At 72.8% G+C, this 18,959-nt stretch carries 18 protein-coding genes and 3 tRNA genes; 15 read left to right on the forward strand and 6 right to left on the reverse strand.

What is annotated here, in order from left to right; translation table 11 throughout:
- Positions 1-19 precede the first annotated feature (19 nt).
- Positions 20-196: a RidA family protein gene (locus ACFPZ3_RS66025; RefSeq protein ID WP_379524576.1), complete on the forward strand. Its 177-nt coding sequence runs from the start codon at positions 20-22 to the stop codon at positions 194-196.
- Here ACFPZ3_RS66025 and hutH read toward each other — a convergent pair.
- From hutH to ACFPZ3_RS66040, 3 genes are read right to left on the reverse strand one after another with little or no spacing between them, the layout of a single operon-like run.
- A complete protein-coding gene (gene hutH / locus ACFPZ3_RS66030; protein ID WP_379524577.1) occupies positions 193-1,743 on the reverse strand; it encodes a histidine ammonia-lyase in 1,551 nt (516 codons plus the stop codon). The two genes, ACFPZ3_RS66025 and hutH, sit on opposite strands and share 4 nt — an antisense overlap.
- Positions 1,744-1,757: 14 nt before the next feature.
- The gene (locus ACFPZ3_RS66035) at positions 1,758-2,465 is read right to left on the reverse strand and encodes an ArsR/SmtB family transcription factor (protein WP_379524578.1); all 708 of its coding nucleotides are present in this window, start codon (positions 2,463-2,465) and stop codon (positions 1,758-1,760) included.
- Between the two features lie 44 nt (positions 2,466-2,509).
- Positions 2,510-3,061 carry a hemerythrin domain-containing protein gene (locus ACFPZ3_RS66040; RefSeq protein WP_379524579.1) on the reverse strand — a complete coding sequence of 184 codons (552 nt, stop codon included), beginning with the start codon at positions 3,059-3,061 and terminating at the stop codon, positions 2,510-2,512.
- Between the two features lie 112 nt (positions 3,062-3,173).
- On the opposite strand from ACFPZ3_RS66040, the gene ACFPZ3_RS66045 reads away from it, so the two are divergent.
- Positions 3,174-4,385 (forward strand): hypothetical protein, encoded by a 1,212-nt coding sequence (locus ACFPZ3_RS66045; protein ID WP_379524580.1) that lies wholly within the window; start codon positions 3,174-3,176, stop codon positions 4,383-4,385.
- Between the two features lie 18 nt (positions 4,386-4,403).
- On the opposite strand, the gene ACFPZ3_RS66050 is transcribed toward ACFPZ3_RS66045, so the two are convergent.
- Positions 4,404-4,958, reverse strand: a complete 555-nt coding sequence (locus ACFPZ3_RS66050) for a carboxymuconolactone decarboxylase family protein (RefSeq protein WP_379524581.1) — start codon at positions 4,956-4,958, stop codon at positions 4,404-4,406.
- A gap of 85 nt (positions 4,959-5,043) precedes the next feature.
- Here ACFPZ3_RS66050 and ACFPZ3_RS66055 point away from each other — a divergent pair, with 85 nt between their 5' ends.
- The 13 genes from ACFPZ3_RS66055 (at position 5,044) to rodA (ending at position 17,643) form a co-directional block, all read left to right on the forward strand.
- Positions 5,044-5,781: an SDR family oxidoreductase gene (locus ACFPZ3_RS66055; RefSeq protein ID WP_379524582.1), complete on the forward strand. Its 738-nt coding sequence runs from the start codon at positions 5,044-5,046 to the stop codon at positions 5,779-5,781.
- Positions 5,782-5,875: 94 nt separating this feature from the next.
- Positions 5,876-5,947 (forward strand) — tRNA-Gly (locus ACFPZ3_RS66060).
- 15 nt (positions 5,948-5,962) lie between these two features.
- Positions 5,963-6,033, forward strand: a tRNA-Cys gene (locus ACFPZ3_RS66065).
- A 6-nt stretch (positions 6,034-6,039) separates the two neighbouring features.
- Positions 6,040-6,114, forward strand: a tRNA-Val gene (locus ACFPZ3_RS66070).
- 115 nt (positions 6,115-6,229) lie between these two features.
- Positions 6,230-9,004: a hypothetical protein gene (locus ACFPZ3_RS66075; protein ID WP_379524583.1), complete on the forward strand. Its 2,775-nt coding sequence runs from the start codon at positions 6,230-6,232 to the stop codon at positions 9,002-9,004.
- A gap of 126 nt (positions 9,005-9,130) precedes the next feature.
- Positions 9,131-9,637, forward strand: a complete 507-nt coding sequence (locus tag ACFPZ3_RS66080) for a nitroreductase family protein (RefSeq protein ID WP_379524584.1) — start codon at positions 9,131-9,133, stop codon at positions 9,635-9,637.
- Between the two features lie 15 nt (positions 9,638-9,652).
- Complete coding sequence (locus tag ACFPZ3_RS66085; protein ID WP_379524585.1) at positions 9,653-10,084, forward strand: nuclear transport factor 2 family protein; 432 nt, start codon at positions 9,653-9,655, stop codon at positions 10,082-10,084.
- 188 nt (positions 10,085-10,272) lie between these two features.
- Complete coding sequence (locus tag ACFPZ3_RS66090; RefSeq protein ID WP_379524586.1) at positions 10,273-12,141, forward strand: hypothetical protein; 1,869 nt, start codon at positions 10,273-10,275, stop codon at positions 12,139-12,141.
- 115 nt (positions 12,142-12,256) lie between these two features.
- On the forward strand, positions 12,257-13,483 hold the full coding sequence (gene mreB, locus ACFPZ3_RS66095) for a rod shape-determining protein (RefSeq protein WP_379524587.1): 1,227 nt from the start codon (positions 12,257-12,259) through the stop codon (positions 13,481-13,483).
- Positions 13,480-14,214, forward strand: a complete 735-nt coding sequence (gene mreC, locus ACFPZ3_RS66100) for a rod shape-determining protein MreC (RefSeq protein ID WP_379524588.1) — start codon at positions 13,480-13,482, stop codon at positions 14,212-14,214. Before mreB ends, mreC begins: the two co-directional genes overlap by 4 nt.
- Before the next feature lie 3 nt (positions 14,215-14,217).
- Positions 14,218-14,685, forward strand: coding sequence for a rod shape-determining protein MreD (locus ACFPZ3_RS66105; protein WP_379524589.1), 468 nt, complete (start codon positions 14,218-14,220; stop codon positions 14,683-14,685).
- Positions 14,672-16,525, forward strand: a complete 1,854-nt coding sequence (gene mrdA / locus ACFPZ3_RS66110) for a penicillin-binding protein 2 (RefSeq protein ID WP_379524590.1) — start codon at positions 14,672-14,674, stop codon at positions 16,523-16,525. The genes ACFPZ3_RS66105 and mrdA overlap by 14 nt, the downstream gene beginning before the upstream one ends.
- Positions 16,522-17,643 (forward strand): rod shape-determining protein RodA, encoded by a 1,122-nt coding sequence (rodA, locus tag ACFPZ3_RS66115; RefSeq protein ID WP_379524591.1) that lies wholly within the window; start codon positions 16,522-16,524, stop codon positions 17,641-17,643. Before mrdA ends, rodA begins: the two co-directional genes overlap by 4 nt.
- On the opposite strand, the gene ACFPZ3_RS66120 is transcribed toward rodA, so the two are convergent.
- Positions 17,605-18,588 (reverse strand): amidohydrolase family protein, encoded by a 984-nt coding sequence (locus ACFPZ3_RS66120; RefSeq protein WP_379524592.1) that lies wholly within the window; start codon positions 18,586-18,588, stop codon positions 17,605-17,607. The two genes, rodA and ACFPZ3_RS66120, sit on opposite strands and share 39 nt — an antisense overlap.
- On the reverse strand, positions 18,585-18,950 hold the full coding sequence (locus ACFPZ3_RS66125) for a metal-sulfur cluster assembly factor (RefSeq protein ID WP_379524593.1): 366 nt from the start codon (positions 18,948-18,950) through the stop codon (positions 18,585-18,587). Before ACFPZ3_RS66125 ends, ACFPZ3_RS66120 begins: the two co-directional genes overlap by 4 nt.
- Between the last annotated feature and the right edge of the window lie 9 nt (positions 18,951-18,959).

Genomic DNA, 18,959 nt, shown 5'->3' on the forward strand with positions numbered 1-18,959 from the left:
GGGGGCGACGTTCGCGGACGTGGCGTTCATCAGGACGTACCTGACGGACATGGAGGACCGCTTCGCCTACCGGGAGGCGCGCGCGAAGTACATCACCGGCACACCCCCGGCCAGCACCACCGTCGAGGTGTCGAAGTTGTTCATGCCGGGGCTGGTGCTGGAGGTGGACCTGATCGTGGCGCTGCCCCGCCGTTAGGCGAGCGGCCCGATGACCGACTCCGCCGCCGCCACCACAGCACCCTCGGCGACCAGGCGCACGGCGGAGTCGATCTCCGGGGCCAGGTACCGGTCGGGGCCCGGCGCGGGCACGGTCTCGCGCAGCGCCTTCACCACGGCCGCCGTCGCGGGCGCGGGCACCAGCGGGGCCCGCAGGTCGAGCGCGCGGGCGGCGGTGAGCACCTCGACGGCCAGCACCCGGGTGAGCCCGTCCACGGACCTGCGCAGCTTGCGCGCCGCCGACCAGCCCATGGAGACGTGGTCCTCCTGCATGGCCGAGCTGGGGATGGAGTCGACGCTGGCGGGCACGGCCAGCCGCTTCAGCTCCGAGACGATCGCCGCCTGCGTGTACTGGGCGATCATGTGCCCGGAGTCCACGCCGGGGTCGTGGGCCAGGAACGCGGGCAGCCCGTGGTTGCGGGCCACGTCCAGGAACCGGTCGGTGCGCCGCTCCGACATCGAGGCCAGGTCGGCGGCCACGACGGCGAGGAAGTCCAGGACGTACGCGACGGGCGCGCCGTGGAAGTTGCCGTTGGACTCCACCCGGCCGTCGGACAGCACGGCCGGGTTGTCGATGGCGCTGGCCAGCTCCCACCCGGCGACGGTGGCGGCGTGCGCGATCGTGTCGCGGGCGGCCCCGGCGACCTGGGGCGCGCAGCGCAGCGAGTACGCGTCCTGGACGCGGGCGCAGTCGGCCGGGTCGCGATGGCTGGCCATGATGGCCGAGTCGCGCAGGACCTTCGTCATGTTGGCGGCCGAAAGCGCCTGGCCCGGGTGCGGCCGCAGCGCCTGCAACTCGGGGGCGAACACGCGGTCGGTGCCCAGCAGCGCCTCCACGCTCATCGCGGCGCTCACGTCGGCGGTCCTGACGAGCCTCGTCAGGTCGTGGATGGCCAGGATGAGCATGCCGAGCATGCCGTCCGTGCCGTTGATCAGCGCCAGGCCCTCCTTGGCGGCCAGCTCGACGGGGTCGATCCTGGCCTGCTTGAGCGCCTCGGCCGCCGACTGCACGTTCCCCTGGGCGTCCCGTACGGAGCCCTCGCCCATCAGCGTGAGCGCCACGTGCGCCAGCGGCGCCAGGTCGCCGGAGCAGCCGAGGCTGCCGTACTCGTACACGATCGGGGTGATCCCCGCGCTGATCAGCGCGGCCAGGGTCTTGGCCGTGGTCGGCCTGATGCCGGTGTGCCCCGTGGCCAGGGTGCTCAGGCGCAGCAGCATGAGCGCGCGCACCACCTCGGTCTCCACCTCGGGGCCGCTGCCGGCCGCGTGCGAGCGCACCAGCGAGCGCTGGAGCCGGCCGCGCTGCGCCGGGTCGATGTGGCGGGTGGCCAGGGCTCCGAACCCCGTCGAGATGCCGTACGCGGGCGTCGGGCTCTCGGCCAGTTCGTCCACCCGCTGGCGGGCCGCCGCGATGGCGGCGATGGCGTCGTCGGTGAGTTGTACGGGGGCCCCCTCGCGGGCCACCCTGATGACGTCGTCGAAGCTCAGCGGCTCGGGACCGACGTTCACGACTCCGTTGTCGCGCATGTTGCGTCTCTCTCTTAGGTAACCGGCGTAACCGATGTTAGCTCCTTACTTGCGAAGAGCTTCGCCAGCCCCTCCCTGCCGTCGTCGGTGAGGACCACGGCCCTGGGCACATTCCCCCTCCGGAACCATCCGCGCTCGAACAGCACCTCCGCGAGCGCCGCCCCGAGAGCCCCGCCGAGGTGCGCCCTGCGCTCGGTCCAGTCCAGGCACTCCGGCGCGAACCGCCTCCTGGACCCGCGCGCGCCCGCCACGTCCACGCCGAGCCCCGACAGCAGCCGCTCCCCCGCCTCGGTCAGGCCGTGCCCGTCGTAGTAGCCGCCCTCCCTGAGCCGGTCCAGCAGCCCGACCCCGGCCCGCCCGGCCAGGTGGTCGTAGCAGGTGCGGGCCTCCTCCAGGAGCCTGGCCTGCCTTGACTGGCGCAGGGAGCGCACCGGCGGGCGGGCGCTGATCCTGGCCAGCACCTCCAGCACCTCGGCTATCTCGTGCCCGGCCAGGCGGTAGTAGCGGTGGCGGCCCTGGGGGACGACGTCCACCAGCCGGCCGTCCAGCAGCCTGGCCAGGTGGGCGCTGGCGGTGGCGGCGCTCACCCCGGCCATCCTGGCCAGTTCCCCCGCCGCCAGCGCCCGTCCGTCGAGCAGGGCCGTCAGGATCGCCGCCCGCGTGGGGTCGGCGATCAGCGAGGCGACGGGCGCGATGTCGGCGTCACGAGCGATGTACTCCATGCTCACGACGGTAATACGCCGACATTTCGTCCGGTGTCGAAGGGTTACCGCTTGCCGAGAGCCTGGCGGATCATGTCCCGGGCCCGGTCCATGATCGCGATGGGCGTGCCCATGAGCACGTTCCTGGTCATCGACTCCGTGCCGGGATGCGGGCGCGTCGGGGCCAGCGACTCGGCCGCCCGCACCGCGGCCGCCATGGTGCGCCGCTCCACGACGGAGGTGTGGGCGCGGAGCTGGGCGAACTCGTACCGCTCCTCGCCGCGCGCGTGCACGGTCACGGCGGCACGCAGCTCCGACAGGCCGTCCCAGAACCTCGGATCGTCCACGCCCGCCTTGTGCAGGTCGAGGAGCAGGCGCTTGGCCTTGTTCTCCTCGTTCAGCCGGTCGGCCACCACGCCCTGGCCGTTGTCGAGCCTCCTGCGCGCGTAGGGGTGGACGATCTCCTCCTCGGCCGTCTCGTGCACCGACAACATGCGCGTCAACCGCTCGAACGCCTCCCCGACCTTGTCGGGAGGCGCCTGCTCCACTTCGTCGAACAGATCCCTGATCTGCCCGTGCTGGGCCGTCAGCAGCTCGATGACATCGTGTTCAGCCACGTCGGCGGCCTACCCCTGCCCTGCGCCCGGCACGCGCCGCCTTACCGAACGCGGGCCGTTCGGGGACCGAACGCGGAGGTTGCCCGGCCGGGCCGCGGGTACGCGCTGCGACATGGCCTTCGACCCACTCCAGGAGCGGGGTATCCCGCTGGACGAGCAGCCGCGTAATTGGCGGGAGCTGAACGTCACGCCGATCGATCCCGACCATGCCGATCCGTACACGCGGTGCCGGATCATCGCGATGAACGGGATCGAGGTCGAGGCGATCCAGTTCAGCCATCAGCTCGCCCGCCACTGCCCCGACCTGGAGATCAGCCAGCAACTGGCGCGGGTGCGCTACATCGAGGCGCAGCAGCAGAAGGTGGTCGGCTGGCTGCTCCCCGGAGTGTCGTCGGTGCTGGAGACCACGATCGCCTACGAGCAGACGGCCGTCGAGCTGACCGCCTGGGTGGCGCGGATGGAGCCGGACGCCTATCTTCAGCAGGCCTACCAGTTCGGCCTGCTGGAGCACTTCGACCACCTCTACCGGTTCGCCAATCTGCAGGAGATGATCGAGCACCGCGAGGCCGAGAAGATCGTCGGCCGGCTCACCGAGGTCATGCCGGGGCGGCCCGCGTACCTGCACCACCGTGACCCGATGGACAACGTGCGCCGGCCGTACGACCGCCGCGTCACCGAGCCGCTGTCCCGCCTGCACGCCCTGACGATCATGTCGGCCGAGCAGCAGGCGATGAACTTCTCCATGAACGCCGGCCCTGCCTGCATGGAGCCGATCGCGCGGCAGCTCTACCAGGAGATCGCGCTGATCGAGGAGGGGCACCTCACCCACTACGAGTCCCTCGTCGATCCCGGCGAGAGCCTGTGGGAGCAACTGCTCAACCACGAGTACAACGAGTGCTACCTCTACTACTCGTTCCTGGAGACCGAGTCCGACCCCAGGGTGAAGGCCGTCTGGGAGTTGCACCTCGGCATGGAGCTGGAGCACCTGCGGCTGGCCGCCGAGCTGTTCAGCCGGTTCGACGGGCGCGACCCCGACCAGGTGCTCGCCCCGGCGCTGCCGCCGCCGGTGACGTTCGAGCCGAACAAGGCCTACCTCCGCGATCTGCTCGCCACCCAGATCGACTGCACGACGCTGGGCACGGGGTACGTGCGGGAGGCGCACGAGCGCTTCACCCGGACGCAGGAGGCGATCATGGGTGGCGAGAAGGCGCCGTCGGAGCGGGTCATCGACGACAACCGGGCGGTCTCGGGGGCAGGAGTACCGGCTGGAGACGGAGGGGCCGCATCCGGCGGGCCTCCAGCTCAGCCGCTAGCGGACGGCTGAGGGCCGCTAGCTCAGCCTTTAGCGGACGGCCCACTCCGGTGTCGCGAATCCGTCCTCGTTCTGGACGCCGAGCGAGTTCAGCGTCCCGGCCAGCATGACGTAGTGGCCGGCCAGGACGCAGATCTCGATGATCTGGTCGGCCGGGTAGCGGGCGGCCAGGCCGTGCCACGTGCGGTCGCTCAGCCGGTGATCGGCGACCAGTTCGTCGGCCGCGCGCAGCAGCAGCTCCCGGAGCGGGTCCCGGCCGTCGACGGTGTCGGTGGCCAGCGCGGCGAGGTCGTCGTCGGTCAGGCCGGCCGATCGGCCGACATCCACGTGATGGGACCACACGTAGACGGCACGGCAGCGCCAGGCGACGCGCAGGATGAGCAGCTCCCGCGCCGACGGGCCCAGGGTGGTCTGTTCGAGCAGGCGCCCGCTCAGAGGCAGGAGCGCGCCGAAGACCTCGGGGTTGCGCACCAGCGTGGTGTAGACGCCGAGCTCCGCGCCGGCCTGCTTCACAAGTGCGGCCTGCCGCTCGTCCCGCTCCTCCGGCGCCAGCGGCGCCACTCGTGCCTGGCCTGTCTCCGGCATCGATCCTCCAGATGGTTCGGTTCGGTCAGTGCGCCCCATCCCCCGCCAAGACAGTAGCTGGCGCAGATCGCTAAAGTCGGGCCCCATGACCCCTACTTCGCAAACCGTCGCGCTCGTCACGGGGGCCTCGCGTGGTCTCGGGGCCGTGATCGCCCGCAGGCTGGCCGCCGACGGTCTGGCCGTGGCCGTCAACTACCACTCCGACCAGGCCGGGGCCGACCAGGTGGTGGCCGCCGTCCGGGCCGGCGGGGGCACCGCCGAGGCGTTCGCCGCCGACGTCACGGACGAGAGCGCCGTTCTGAGCCTGGCCACCGCCGTCACCGCGCGTCTCGGCCCGGTGGGGGTGCTGGTGGCCAACGCGACCGGCCCACAGCCGTCCGTGCCGTTCGAGGACCTCACCTGGCAGTCCCACCTCGACCAGCTCACGTTCTTCGTCAAGAGCCCGACGCTGCTCGTGCAGGCGGTGCTGCCCGGCATGAAGGAACGCGGCGGCGGGCGCGTCATCCAGATCGGCTCCGACATCGTGGACCGCAACCTTCCCGGCATGTCCGCCTACATCGCCGCCAAGGGGGCCCAGCACGCGATCACCGAGGTCTGGGCGAGGGAGCTGGGCCCGTACGGGGTCACGGTGAACGTGGTCGCACCCGGCTGGATCCCGGTGGAGCGGCACGCGGGCGTGGACGAGAGCGCCTACCGGGCGGAGGTGCCGCTGGGCCGGATGGGCACGCCGGAGGACATCGCGGCGGCGGTGTCGTACCTGGCCTCTGAGGGCGGCGCCTTCGTCACGGGCCAGCGCATCACCGTCAACGGCGGCCACACGTGACAGCGCCCGCCGGCGGGCGGGCATATTCCAGTTTGGGGACTGGGCCGGGATTCGCTAGAGTTCTCTCGTCGCCCGGCACTTCGCCGGGGCGGGCGCGGAAGTGGCTCAGTGGTAGAGCATCACCTTGCCAAGGTGAGGGTCGCGGGTTCGAATCCCGTCTTCCGCTCGGAGCTTCCGGCTCGGTGGCGTGGCCGAGAGGCGAGGCAGCGGCCTGCAAAGCCGTCCACACGGGTTCAAATCCCGTCGCCACCTCTGTAAGGACGATTAGCTCAGCGGGAGAGCGCTTCCCTGACACGGAAGAGGTCACTGGTTCAATCCCAGTATCGTCCACCAGATCATGAAAGCCCCGGCCACCGAGCCGGGGTTTCGTGTTTTCCGGCGCTCACCTCGCGGTCACTTCCAGGTGACCTCGGTGCGGACCGGGCCTGTGGCGGGCAGATGACGGGGCGTGCTGAAGACGACCCGGATATTTCTGCTCGCCGCCGCGGCCCTCGCGCTCGGCGTCTGCGCCCTGTGCGCCCTGCCGCCCGTGGGCGGGTTCCTGCTCGGCCGGGCCGTCGCGGCGGTGCTGGTCTTTCCCGGGCTCGGTCAGGGGCGGGCGGCCGTGACGGCGGTGGTGCTGGTGGGGTTCTCCGTCGCGCTGACCTGCGCGGCGTATCTCGTGTTCCGGTGGTCGGGGTTCGGGGCGTCGCGGGTCGGGCTGGTCGTGTGCTGGGGGCTGACGGGCGGGCCGGCGGGGGTGGTGGCCGTGCTGGTGTGGGCGCGGGCGCAAGGGCTGTCGTTCGATCCGTACGCCCGGTACGCGGCCTCGTGGGGTATGGCGACCGCCCTGGTGGCGGCGTCGCTGGCCCTGGCCGTGACCCGCGCCGTGCCCGCCTCCGCGCGAACCGCGAAAACAACCTCCGCGCGGGCTGGAGAGGCCACCACCGCGCAGGCCGGAAAGGCCGCCTCCGCGCAAGCCGGAAAAGCCACCACGCCGCAGGCTGGAAAAGCCGCCACCGCGCAAGCTGGAAAAGCCGGTGCCGCACAAGCCGGAAAAGCCGCCACCGCGCAAGCCGCGAAAGGAACCTCCGCGCGGAGCGGGAAAACAGCCTCCACGCGGGCCGGGAAGGCCGCCCCAGTCACCGCCCAGGCCGGGAAGGCAGCGGTCGCGCGTAAGGCCTGGCCGGCGTTTCATCCCCATACCTGGGTGGTTCCGTGTCTGGTCGCCGGGTGGGCGGTCGTCTGGAGTGTCTTCCTGCGGGACCGGCAGCCACTGACGGGCTGGTTGCCGCTGTCGCTCAGCTACTTCACCCAGGTCGCGGTGGTGCTGGCGGCCGTCGCGGCGGGGTCGCTGGAGGGGATCCTGCGGCGGCGGTTACCGGTGGAGGGACGGCCGGGGAGGGCGTTCGTGCTGGCGTGGATCGCGTTGTCCGTGGCGCCCGTCGTGTACGCGGCCGTCGTCGCCATCGATCACGGCATGCGGGAGCTGCTGCTGGCCCAGCCGATGGACCCGGCGTGGCTGGCCGAGTACGCGGGCGACATGGGCGCGGCGCTGGTGGGTGAGCCGGCGCAGGTGGCGGTGCCGCCGCTGGTGCTGGCCGTGGTGGCCGTCGGGGTGCAGGCCGTGCTGCCGGAGCGGCGGGAGACGGCGGCGGATCCGGTGCGGACGGATCGGGGGTGGGGACTGCTGGTGGCGGGGGCGGCGCTCGCGCTGACGTACTTCTGCCTGGCCGTGACGTCGCGGTTCCCGCTGCTGACGCGGCGGACGTTCGACGCCGAGACGCCCGTGATGGTGCGCGCGCTCGCCCTGCTGGCCCCGCCCGATCCGGCGCTGGGGCGGACGGTGGTGGTGTGGTTATGGGCGGTGGCGGCGGTGTTCGGGGTGCTGGCGGCGGTGCTCGTGTACGCCGCGGTGCGGGGGCAGCTCGTCCGGGTGTTTCCGGCGTCGTCCTATCTGGTGCTGGTGGCGGCGCTCGCGCTGGCGGCGGCGCTGGCATGGAATCTGGGCGGTGTGATCGGCCAGGCGGTGACCGGGGGGCGGCTGCTGGGGATCTCGCCCGCGGAGGAGGCGGCCGAGTTCAGCATGTTCGTGGTGCCGGTGTTCGGGGCGTTGTTGTTCATCGTGCACTCGCAGGTGGGGGTGTCGAGGTTCGCCAGGATCGTGGAGCTGGAGGGCGAGCAGACGTGGGAGAAGCTGGCCGAGCGGTACCGGGCGTGGAAGGAGCAGGTGCGTGAGCAGGTGCCGGGCAGGCGCGAGCGGGGCGTGATCGCGGTCAGGGCGGCGGGGGGCGCGCTGGTCCTGGCCGTGGTGGCGGGGGCCGTGCGGGGGTTCGGGCTCGGCGAGGTGCCGGGGGGGCCGGTGGTGTCGGCCGGGGTTCCCGTCGCCGAGAACCTGACCGCGGTGGTCTACCTCGTGCTGCTGGCGGGGCTGGTCTACGCGGGGCTGATGAAGGTGAACCTCCAGGAGCGGCGGTGGTCGGCGTGGCTGACCGTGTGGGGGTTGTCCGTGGTGGCGGGCGGGGTGGCGGCGCTGGGCACGCCGTCGGGGTGGCAGCTCGGGCTGGTCGCGGGGCCGTTCGCGGTGGCGGGGCTGGTGGTGGCGGCCGGCAGGAAGGTGCTGGCCGCCGCGGGCGCCGTGCTGGCCCTGGTGGCGGTGGCGCCGCTCGTACGGGGGGCACCGGCGCGGGAGCCGGTCACGATCGTGGCGGGCGCGTGGCGGGAGAGGCTGCCCGGGTTCATCATCGACGTCGCCTACCCGCGGGCCGAGGGCGCCAGGGACGCGGCCCGGGTGAGCACGGCGCTGCTGGCGCCGGTGAAGACGTACGTGGAGGAGGCGCTGCGGCGGCACCGGGAGGACCCGAGCCCGGGTTCGGTGGCCGGCACCTACGTCGTGGTGCGCGCCGACACCGAGATCGTCTCCGTACGGTATGCGCTGTCGGGCGAGATCGGCCGCGCGGTCACCTACGACCGGGCCGGGGGCGAGGTGCTGACCGTGCGGGACATCTTCGCGCCGGCCGCGTTCACGCCGGGCGGGCGGCGGCGGATGGCCGACGCGCTGCGGCCGCTCATGCCGAAGGACCGCAACCCCAGGACCGTGAGCGTGGACAGCGACCGCCTGCTGCTCAACCTGGCGCCGGGCGGCGTGGAGTTCACGTTCGGGCGCGACTACTTCTGCGCCCCCTGCGCCCCGTTCACGGTCCGGGCACCGGACGCGCGCCTGGCGGGGCTGCTACGCCGGTAGCGGCCGGACACGCCGTCATGCCGGTCGCGGCCCGCCGCCATGCCAGTCGCGGCCGGACGCGCCGCCATGCCGGTCGCGGGCCGATGCGCGGGCCGGCCGGGTCGCCGCGCCGACTAGCCTTCCCGCATGGAACCGATCACGAGCCTGCGAGCGACGCGGCACTTCACCGCGGCTCCCGTCACGCGCGATCAGGTGACGGCGGTCCTGGAGGCCGCGCGGTGGGCGGGGTCGGCGCGGAACCGGCAGCCGTGGCGGTTCGTCGTCGTACGCGACCGCGGCCTGTTGCGTGAGCTGAGCCTGCTCGGCGCCTACGCCGGGCACCTGGCGGGGGCGCCGGTGGCGATCCTGCTGGCCGTGGACGCCACGCTGAGCACCGAGGACGCCGAGTTCGACGCGGGCCGGGCGGCCCAGAACCTCATGCTCGCCGCCCACGTGCTCGGCATGGGCAGCTGCCCCGCCTCGTTCTACCCGGCCGCGAACGCCGGCCGGGCCACCGCGCGGGCGGGCCTGCGGGAGCCGTGGCGGATCCGTACGGCCATCTCGCTCGGCCACCCGGCCCCGCCGCCGGAGGGGACCTCCGCCATCCCCCGGGGACGGCTGCCGCTGGCCGATCTGGTCATCGAGCTCTCTTAGGGCGACGATCAGCACATGGACACTCAGGAGATCGCCGACCGATTAGAGATCACCGGCCTGCTGGCCCGCTACACCTACGCCATCGACTCGGGTCAGTGGGACCTCCTGGATGAGGTGTTCAGCCATGACGCGATCATCGACTACACCTCCTCCGGCGGCATCAGGGGCAGCCTGGAGGAGGTCAAGGCGTGGCTGGCCGAGGTGCTGGCGCACTGGCCCGCCCGGCTGCACCTCATCGGCGCCGCCCGCATCGACCTCCAGGACGGCCAGGCCAGAGTGAGCGCCCCCTTCACCGACACGCTGGCGCCGACGCGCGAGATGGTCGCCGCGCGTACCGAGGGATTCCTGCACGGCGGCGGCTGGTACCACCACCGGATGAGCCGCACCTCCGGCGGCTGGCGGAGCACGGAACTGGTGGAGGAGCAGAGCTGGCGCACCGCGCGCTGAGCCACTCTGCGTAATCCGGTTTCGATTCTTTACGGTTTGAGGTGGAATTGAGTCGGACGACGGATGGGAGCCGTCGCCCATGGTGGTTCACCCGTACGTTCATCGGCGCGTTCAGCAACTGGGGAGCGGAGGGAGCCCGCTACCCCGGGGGTGCGATGATGTCCGGCTTGCCACGGGGGTAGAGGCCAGTGATCGAAGAGCTGGAATGGGCTCTGCTTGACGGAGAGCGCGCACTGCTCGTCGAGGGGGATCTACGGCGGGCACGCGAACGGTTCGACGTCGCCTACCGCCAGGCCGCGCAGCGGGGTGACGGGCCCGCCATGGCCCGCGCCGCGCTCGGCCTGGGCGGGATGTGGGTGCACGAGCACAGGACGGCCGAGGGCGCGTCCATGGTACGGCTGCGCCAGCGGGAGGCCCTGGCCCTGCTCGACGGGGACTCCTCGCCGGCCCTGCGGCTGCGGGTCAGGCTGGCGGCCGAGGACGACTACCGCGGCGGCGGCCGGGAGGCGATCCTGGCGCTGGTGTCCGAGGCCAGGACGACGGGCGACGCGGTGGCGCTGGCCGAGGCGCTCAACCTGGCCCACCACTGCGTGCTGGGCCCCGGGCACGGGCCGCTGCGGCTGGAGCTGGCCAGGGAGCTGATCGGGGTGGCCTCCCGCACGGGCCGCCGCGCCGATCTGCTGGTGGGCCTGCTCTGGTACGCCGTGGACCTGCTCCTGGAGGCCGACCCGCACGCCGAGCGGGCCCTGGGCGAGCTGCGTACCGCGCTGGAGCGGGACGGGCACCAGGCGATCAGGTTCGTGCTCACCGCGATCGAGGTCATGCTCGCCATCCGCGGCGGCAGGTTCGAGCAGGCCGAGGAGCGGGCCAAGGCCTGCTACGAGCTGGGGGTGGCGACCGGCGACCAGGACGCGGCCGGCTGGTACGTCTGTCACCTCGCCGCCATCCGCTGGTACCAGGGCCGCATCGACGAGCTCGTCCCCATGCTGACCGACCTGCTGAACTCCCCCGAGCTCCCCACGGTCGACGACTCCCCCTACGCCGGCCTGGCGGTGGCCGCCGCCACGGCCGGGGACCGTCGGCTGGCCGAGGGCATGCTGGCCAGGCTGCGTGACGGCGTCCTGGGCGGCGTGCCGCGCACGACGACGTGGCTGATGTCGATGTACGCGATCGTGGAGACGGCCGACCTGCTGGGCGACGCCGAGCTGGCGGCCGGCGCGGCGGCGCAACTGGCCCCGTACGCGCACCTGCCCGTCATGCCCACCCCCGGCATCGCCTGCTTCGGCTCCGCGCGGCACAGCCTGGGCGTGGCCGCGATCACCATGGGCGACCTCGACCAGGCGATCGTGTACCTGCGCGGGGCCGTCCACGACAACCTGGCGCTGGGCCACTGGCCCGCGGTCGCCCTGTCCCGCTCGCGCCTGGGCCAGGCGCTGGCCCTGCGCGACGGCCCCAGGGACCTGGGGGCGCGCGGGCAGCTCGCGCAGGCGGCGCAGGAGGCGAGGGTGCTGGACATGACCCTGCCCCGGTATGTGGGCGGCCTGGTCACCTGCCAACCCTCCGGCACGCAGTGGCAGGTGGAGATGGGCGGGCGGAGCGCGCTGGTCGACCACAGCGTGGGCATGTCGCACCTGGCGGCCCTGCTGGCCAATCCCGGCCAGGAGATCCCGGCCGCCGAGCTGGCCGCGGGCTCGCCGGATCCCAGGACGTCGCCGATGTCCGCGCAGCGGATGCTGGACGGGCCGGCGGGCAGGGCGTACAAGAACCGGCTGGCGCAGCTCGACGCCGAGATCGAGGAGCTGGAGTCCAACCATCAGCGTGCGCAGGCGCAGGCGCGGCGGGAGGAGCGTGACTGGCTGGTGGCCGAGCTGGCCTCGGCGGCGGGGCTGGGCGGGCGGGCGCGCGGGTTCGCGGGGAGCGAGGAGCGGGCCCGCACGGCGGTGGGCAAGGCCATCCGGCGGGCCGTGGAACGCATCGCGATAGCCGATCCCGTCATCGGCGAGGAGTTGCGCGCGACCGTGCGGACCGGGGTGCGGTGCTCCTACGATCCCGGGTGACCTGGGCGAACGGCGGCGGATACAGAGATATCCCGTTTGTGGGCGGATCGCCCCGGGCAGCGCGAAGGCGGGCAGTGTCCCCCTGCCCTCCTCCGGCTGAAAGGCTGTGCGGCGAATGCCATTCGCATGGGCTCTTCTCGGTCATGACATAGCGGTCGATCTCGGTACCGCCAACACACTCGTGTACGTCCGCAGGAAGGGCATCGTCCTGAACGAGCCCTCCGTCATAGCGATCAACCTGCACAAGAACACCGTCGTGGCCGTCGGCAAGGCGGCCAAGCGCATGGTCGGCCGCACTCCCCCGCACATCGCCACGATCAGGCCGCTCAAGGACGGCGTGATCGCCGACCTGGACGCGGCGGAGCGCATGTTACGCATGTTCATCCAGAGGGCGCACCCGAGCCGGTTCCTGGCCAAGCCGCGCATCATCGTGGCCGTGCCGAGCGGCACCACCTCCATCGAGCAGCGGGCCGTCAAGGAGGCCGCGTACGAGGCGGGCGCGCGCCGGGTGCACATCATCGAGGAGCCGATGGCCGCGGCGATCGGCGCCGGGCTGAAGGTCGGCGAGGCCACCGGCAACATGGTCGTCGACATCGGCGGCGGCACCACGGAGGTGGCCATCGTCTCGATGAGCGGCGTCGTGGTGGCCAAGTCGCTGCGGGTGGGCGGTGACGAGCTGGACGAGGCGATCATCACCTACATCAAGAAGGAGCACGCGCTGCTGCTCGGCGAGCGTACCGCCGAGCGGTTGAAGATGGACCTCGGCATGGTGCGGCCCGCGCCGGTGAGCGCCCGCGACACCGGCCCCACGGCCAAGGGCCGGCACCGGGTCGGCGTCGAGCCGGTGGACGGCGAGCCGATCGTGACGGAGGACGAGGAGCCGCTGGAGCCCCCCGCGCCGCGCGGCTGGAACCCGTTCAGGTCCAGGCCGAAGCCCGAGAGCGCGCCGCAGACCGCGCCGTCGCAGCCGCCGGACCTGAAGACCTCCGCACCGGTACGCGGGCGCGACCTGGTCAGCGGCCTGCCGAAGACCGCGACGATCACCAGCGAGCAGATCAGCGAGGCCATCGAGGACCAGGTGCAGGCCATCATCGACGCGGTCCAGACGACGCTCGACCAGTGCCCGGCCGAGCTGGCGGGCGACCTGCTGGACAACGGCATCGTGCTGACCGGCGGCGGCGCCCTGCTGCACGGCCTGGCCGGGCGCATGGGCGAGGCCACCGGCATGCCCATCAGGGTCGTGGACAAGCCGCTGTACTCGGTGGCGCTGGGCGCGGGCCGCTGCGTCGAACGTTTCCAGGCCATGCGCGACGTGCTGCTGCCCGATTGGTCACGCCGGTGAAACGGCTGTTCGTCCTGCTCGTGCTCGCCGCCGCCGTCCTGCTCGTCGTGACCGACCGCCTGCTCGTGCCGCTCACCCCGGTACGGGCGGCGGGCGCGACCGTGTACGGCACCGTCGAGAGCGCGGTCGGCACCATGGCCAGGTCGTTCGGCGACCAGGAGCGGCTGCGGTCACTGGAGCGGGAGAACGCCACACTGCGCGCCGGCCTGCTGTCCCCGAGATCCACCGGCTCCTCCTCCGGCGTGCCCGCGCGGCATCGGGGGCTGGCGGCGCACGTGGTCGGGTTCGGCCGGGGCCAGCGGGTCACCATCGACGCCGGGGCCGCCTCGGGTGTCCAGCGCGACGTGACCGTGCTGAACGCCGACGGCCTGGTCGGCAAGATCACTTGGGCGGGGCCCGCGACGGCCTCGGTCTCCCTGATCACCGACGCGGCCTCCTCCGTGGGGGCGCGCATGGCGGGCTCCGGCGAGCTGGGCGTGGTGGCGGGGCTGCCGGGTGAGGGGCTGCGGCTCAGCCTGTTCGACCCGCACGCGCCTCTGGCGGTCGGGGACGAGGTGGTGACGCTGGGGTCGGCGGGCGCGCGCCCGTACGTGGCCGGGGTGCCCATCGGCACCGTCACCGCGATCGAGAGCGTGCCCGGCGCGGCCGGCCGCACGGCCCTGGTGCGCCCCGCCGCCAGGCTCACCGCGCTGAGCCTGGTCACGGTGATCGTGCCGGAACCGGAGAGGTGAGCCATGGGCCTGGTGCTGCTGTTGTTCGCGGCGCCGCTGCTGCAGGTGCTGCTGGTGAACCGGTCGCCCCTGGGCGGGCCCGACCTGGTGACGCTGGCCGTGGTGTGGCTGGCGCTGGCCAGGGGCCCGGTCTGGGGCTGCGCGGCGGGGCTGGTGGCGGGCCTGGCCGCCGACGTGACGCCGCCCGCCGACGGAACCGTGGGGCGCGCGGCGCTGGCCCTGTCGGTGACCGGGCTGCTGGTCGGGCACTGGCGCGACGGCAGGCCGCTGCCGGCCGCCGCCGCCGGCCCCGTCCTGGGCGTGGTGCTCCAGGGCGCGGCGGCGGTGGCGCTCGGCGACGAGCCGTGGCGCTCCGCGGCGGCCGGGCTGCCGCTGACGCTGGCCTGGACGGTGCTGCTCGGCGCACTGGTGGGCGCGGTGCTGGTCAGGAGGAGGCCCAGGGAGCAGGTGCCGCGCCGTGTCCAGAGCTAGGTTGTTCGTGTTGCGGCTGGCCGTCACCGCGATGGTGGTCACCCTGGTGGGCCGGCTGTGGTTCCTGCAGGTGGTCAGCGGCGAGCAGTACGTGCGGGCGGCGGCCGACGTGCGGATCAGGACCGTGGCGCTGCCGCCGACCCGCGGCCAGATCCTCGACGTGGCCGGGCGGCCCCTGGTGACGAACAGGACCCGGCCGGTGGTCACCGTGGACGCCGTGGCGCTGGCCCACCAGCCCGACGGCGGGCGGGAGGTGCTGACGCGGCTGGGCGAGGCGCTGGGACAGTCGTACCGGCAGCTCTCGGAGAAGGTGCGGCCGTGCGGGCCGGAGGTGCCGCGACCGTGCTGGCAGGGCTCGCCGTACGAGCCGATCCCCGTCGCCGAGGGCGTCACCGTGCCGGTGGCGCTGCAGATCAGCGAGCGGCAGCAGGACTTCCCCGGCGTGCGTACGGACCTGCGCCCGGTCCGCGTCTACCCGTCGGGCGCGTCGGCGGCGCACACCCTCGGGTACGTCCAGGGCGCCAAGGGCCGCGACGGCCTCGAAGGCGCCTACGACCGGGAGCTGGCCGGGCGGGCGGGACGCAGGGACGTGGCCGTGGACAACACCGGCCAGGTCACCAGAACCATCCGCCAGGAGCAGCCCGTCCCAGGGAACACGCTCGTGACCAGCATCGACTCCCGCGTCCAGGCCATCGCCGAGCAGGCGCTCGGGCGGGCCCTGACGAGCAGCGGCGGCTCGTCGGGGGCGGCCGTGGTGCTGGAGTCGGGGACGGGCCGGGTGGTCGCGCTGGCCGGGCGGCCCTCCTACGACCCGGCCGTGTGGACCGACGGTGTGACGGCCCGCGAGTACAAGGCGCTGCCGCTGCTGTCGCAGGCCGTACAGGGTGAGTGGGCGCCGGGCTCCACCTGGAAGGTCGCCTCGGCCGCGGCGGCCGTGACGGCCGGGTACGGGCTCGGCGCCACCTACGACTGTCCCAGCGGCTACACCGTCGGCGACCGGGTGTTCAGGAACTTCGCCAGCGCCGACCTGGGCCTGATGACCATGCACGGGGCGCTGGTGCGGTCGTGCGACACGATCTTCTACCGGCTGGCCGACGAGCTGTGGCAGCGCGGCTCCGACGCCATGCAGAAGACCGCCCGCGGGTTCGGTTTCGGCCGCCCGACGGGCGTGGACCTGCCGGGAGAGGCGGCGGGCGCGGTGCCGGACGCGGCGTCGAAGAAGGCGTTGTGGCGGGCCACGCGCAAGGAGAGCTGCCGGCAGGCCGTCGACGGCTATCCCGAGCTGGCGGACCGGGGGCGGGCGGCGTACCTGACGGCGATCGCCCGGGAGAACTGCCGGGGCGGCGGCGTGTGGCGGGGCGGCGACGCGGCGAACTTCTCCATCGGACAGGGCGGCGTGCTCGTCACACCGCTGCAACTCGCGCGGGCCTACGCGGCCGTCGCCAACGGCGGCACGCTGTACGCCCCGCGCGTCGGCCTGCGGGTGGTCCGCCCGGACGGGACGACGGTGAAGACCATCACGCCACCGGCGGCCGGCCGGCTGCCCGTCTCCGCGGCGACGCTGCGCTTCATCCGGCAGGCGCTCACGCAGGTGCCCAGGTCCGGGACGGCGGAGGGCGCCTTCAAGGGGTTCCCGTTCCGGCAGATCGCGGTGGCGGGCAAGACGGGCACGGCGGAGTCGTTCGGGCATCGGGACACCTCCTGGTTCGCCTCGTTCGCCCCCGATCCCGCCTACACCGTGGTCGTCGTCCTGTCGGAGGGCGGCAGGGGCGCCGAGGGCGCGGCCCCGGCGGCGCGCGCCATCTGGGAGGGCATACTCGGGCTCAGGGAGCGGCGATGAGACGCCATCTCGTCTGGGCGCCGTCGCTCGGGCCGCCCGACCGGCTGCTGACGCTGCTGGCGCTGGCCCTGTCCGCCCTCGGGCTGCTGCTGGTGTGGTCGGCCACCCGGATGGCGGGCGACCACGGGCTGCTGGTGCGGCAGGCGGTGGCCGTCGGCGGCGGGCTGGTGCTGATGTGGCTGGTGTCGCGGGTCGATCTGCGGGTGTTGCGGGCGTACGTGCCGCTGGTCTACGTGCTGGCGCTGGCGTCGCTGGCCGGGGTGCTCAGCCCGCTGGGCGTTCGGGTGAACGGGGCGCACTCGTGGATCGTGCTGGCGCCGGGGGTGCAGTTCCAGCCGTCGGAGTTCGCCAAGGTGGCGCTCGCGCTGGCGTTCGCGGTGCCCCTGGGCGAGTTGCGCGACGGGCAGCACCGGCCGGGGTTCGGCGGGGTGCTGCTGGCCCTGGTACTGGCCGCGGTGCCGATCGGGCTCATCGGGCTGCAACCCGACCTGGGCACGATGCTGGTGTTCGCGGCCATGGTGACGGGCGCGCTGCTGGTGTCGGGGGCGCCCAAGCGGTGGCTCCTCGTGCTCGCGCTGGGGGCCTCGGGGGCGGGCGTGGCGGCGTGGCAGCTCGGGCTCGTGCGGCCGTACCAGCTCGAACGGCTGCTCGTCCTGGCCAACCCCGCGGCAGACCCGGGCGGCGTGGGCTACAACGCCGCCCAGGCGCGCATCGCGATCGGCTCCGGCGGGCTCTACGGCAAGGGCCTGTTCAACGGCGAGCAGACCGCCGGGCACTTCGTACCCGAGCAGCACACCGACTTCATCTTCACCGTCGCGGGCGAGGAACTCGGGTTCGCCGGGGCCGCGCTCATCGTGCTGGCCGTGTTCGTGCTGCTCTGGCGCGGGCTGTCGATCGCGCGGCACAGCGCCTCGCCGTACGGGGCCGTGCTGGCCGGGGCCCTGGTGTCGTGGCTGGCGTTCCAGACGTTCATGAACGTGGGCATGACCGTGGGGCTCATGCCGATCGTGGGGGTGCCGCTGCCGTTCGTCTCCTACGGCGGCTCCGCCACGGTCGCCGGGCTGCTGGCCATCGGGCTGCTACAGGCGGTGCACCGGAGCAAGCCCATGCAGCCGTAGCAGGTTCTCGCCCAGGATCTTGCGCTTGGCCTGGTCGGTGAGTTGCGGGTAGCCGTACCCGTCGCACAGGTCCTGCGGGATCGTGAAGTCCCTGAACGCCCTCAGCGCCCACTGCGGGTGGAAGATCGGCGCCTCCGAACCGTAGATGATCTTGTCTTCGCCGCACCAGAAGAGGAGTTTGCCGATGATCTCGGCGAACATCCTGGGCGCCCGGACGATGAAGTTGATCGTGGCCGCGATGTCCGCGTACAGGTTGGGGTAGCGGATGAGCTGCCAGCACGTCTCGTCCAGGAACGGCAGGCCGACGTGGAAGATGACGAAGTTGACGTCGGGGAAGTTCGCGGCGGCGCCGTCCATGTCCCACGTCTGGGTGTGCTCGATCGGCTGCGGGCCCAGCGGGACACCCTTGTGCACGCCGATCAGGTTGACGCCCAGGTCCTGCGCCTTCTCGAAGATCGGGAAGGCCACCCGCGGGTCGTCCATGCGCCACGGGTAGGGCGAGCCGTAGTCGTAGCGGACGTTGTACAGCTTGAACGCCCGCGCGTTGAACTCCCCCACCTGCCGTTCCATCAGGTCCAGCGCCTTGCGGCCCTCCAGGGGGTTGACCGTGCCCCAGAAGATCGTCCGGTCCGGGTCGCGGGCCGCCAGTTCCGCGCACTCCTGCCACGGCGACAGGCCGTCGTGGTAGAGGTCGGTGAGCGGCAGCGGCATGGCGACCAGCATGTCCGTGTCGGACTCCTCGTACACCATGCGGTGGATGTCGTCGATCGTCCACTGCCGCAGGAACTCCTCCGGCGGCAGCTTGGTCTCACCCTCCGGGGTGAGGGTGGTGTGGAAGGCGTACAGGTGGTTGGAGAACATCTGGCCCGCGGAGCCGTAGGCGTTCTTGGCCTCGAAGTTGAACACGTGGGCCACGCTGTCGAACACGAAGAAGTCGTCGATCACCGTAGTTCCCTTCTGATGTAGGCCTCTTTGTCGGGCACCTGCGCGGGGGCGGGCAGGAAGCGCAGCAGCCGGGCCGCTCTCGGGGAGAGCCGGTCCACGGTCCACGCCTCATCCCACACGACCTCGACCTCGGCCTCGCGGATGCCGGGCTGCTCCTCGATGCGGTCGCGCACCTCGGTGAGCACCCTGGTCGCGAACGGGCACCAGCCCGAGGTCAGCAGCAACTCCACCCGGGCCCGGCCCTCGTCCACCTCGACCGACCTGACCAGGCCCATCTCCACGACGGAGATGCCCTTCTCCCTGCAGCACGGGTCGTACACTTCCGACAGCGCCTGACTGGCCCACTGCGGTATGTCCGGCATGGCCTCATC

Source organism: Nonomuraea insulae, assembly GCF_042656245.1.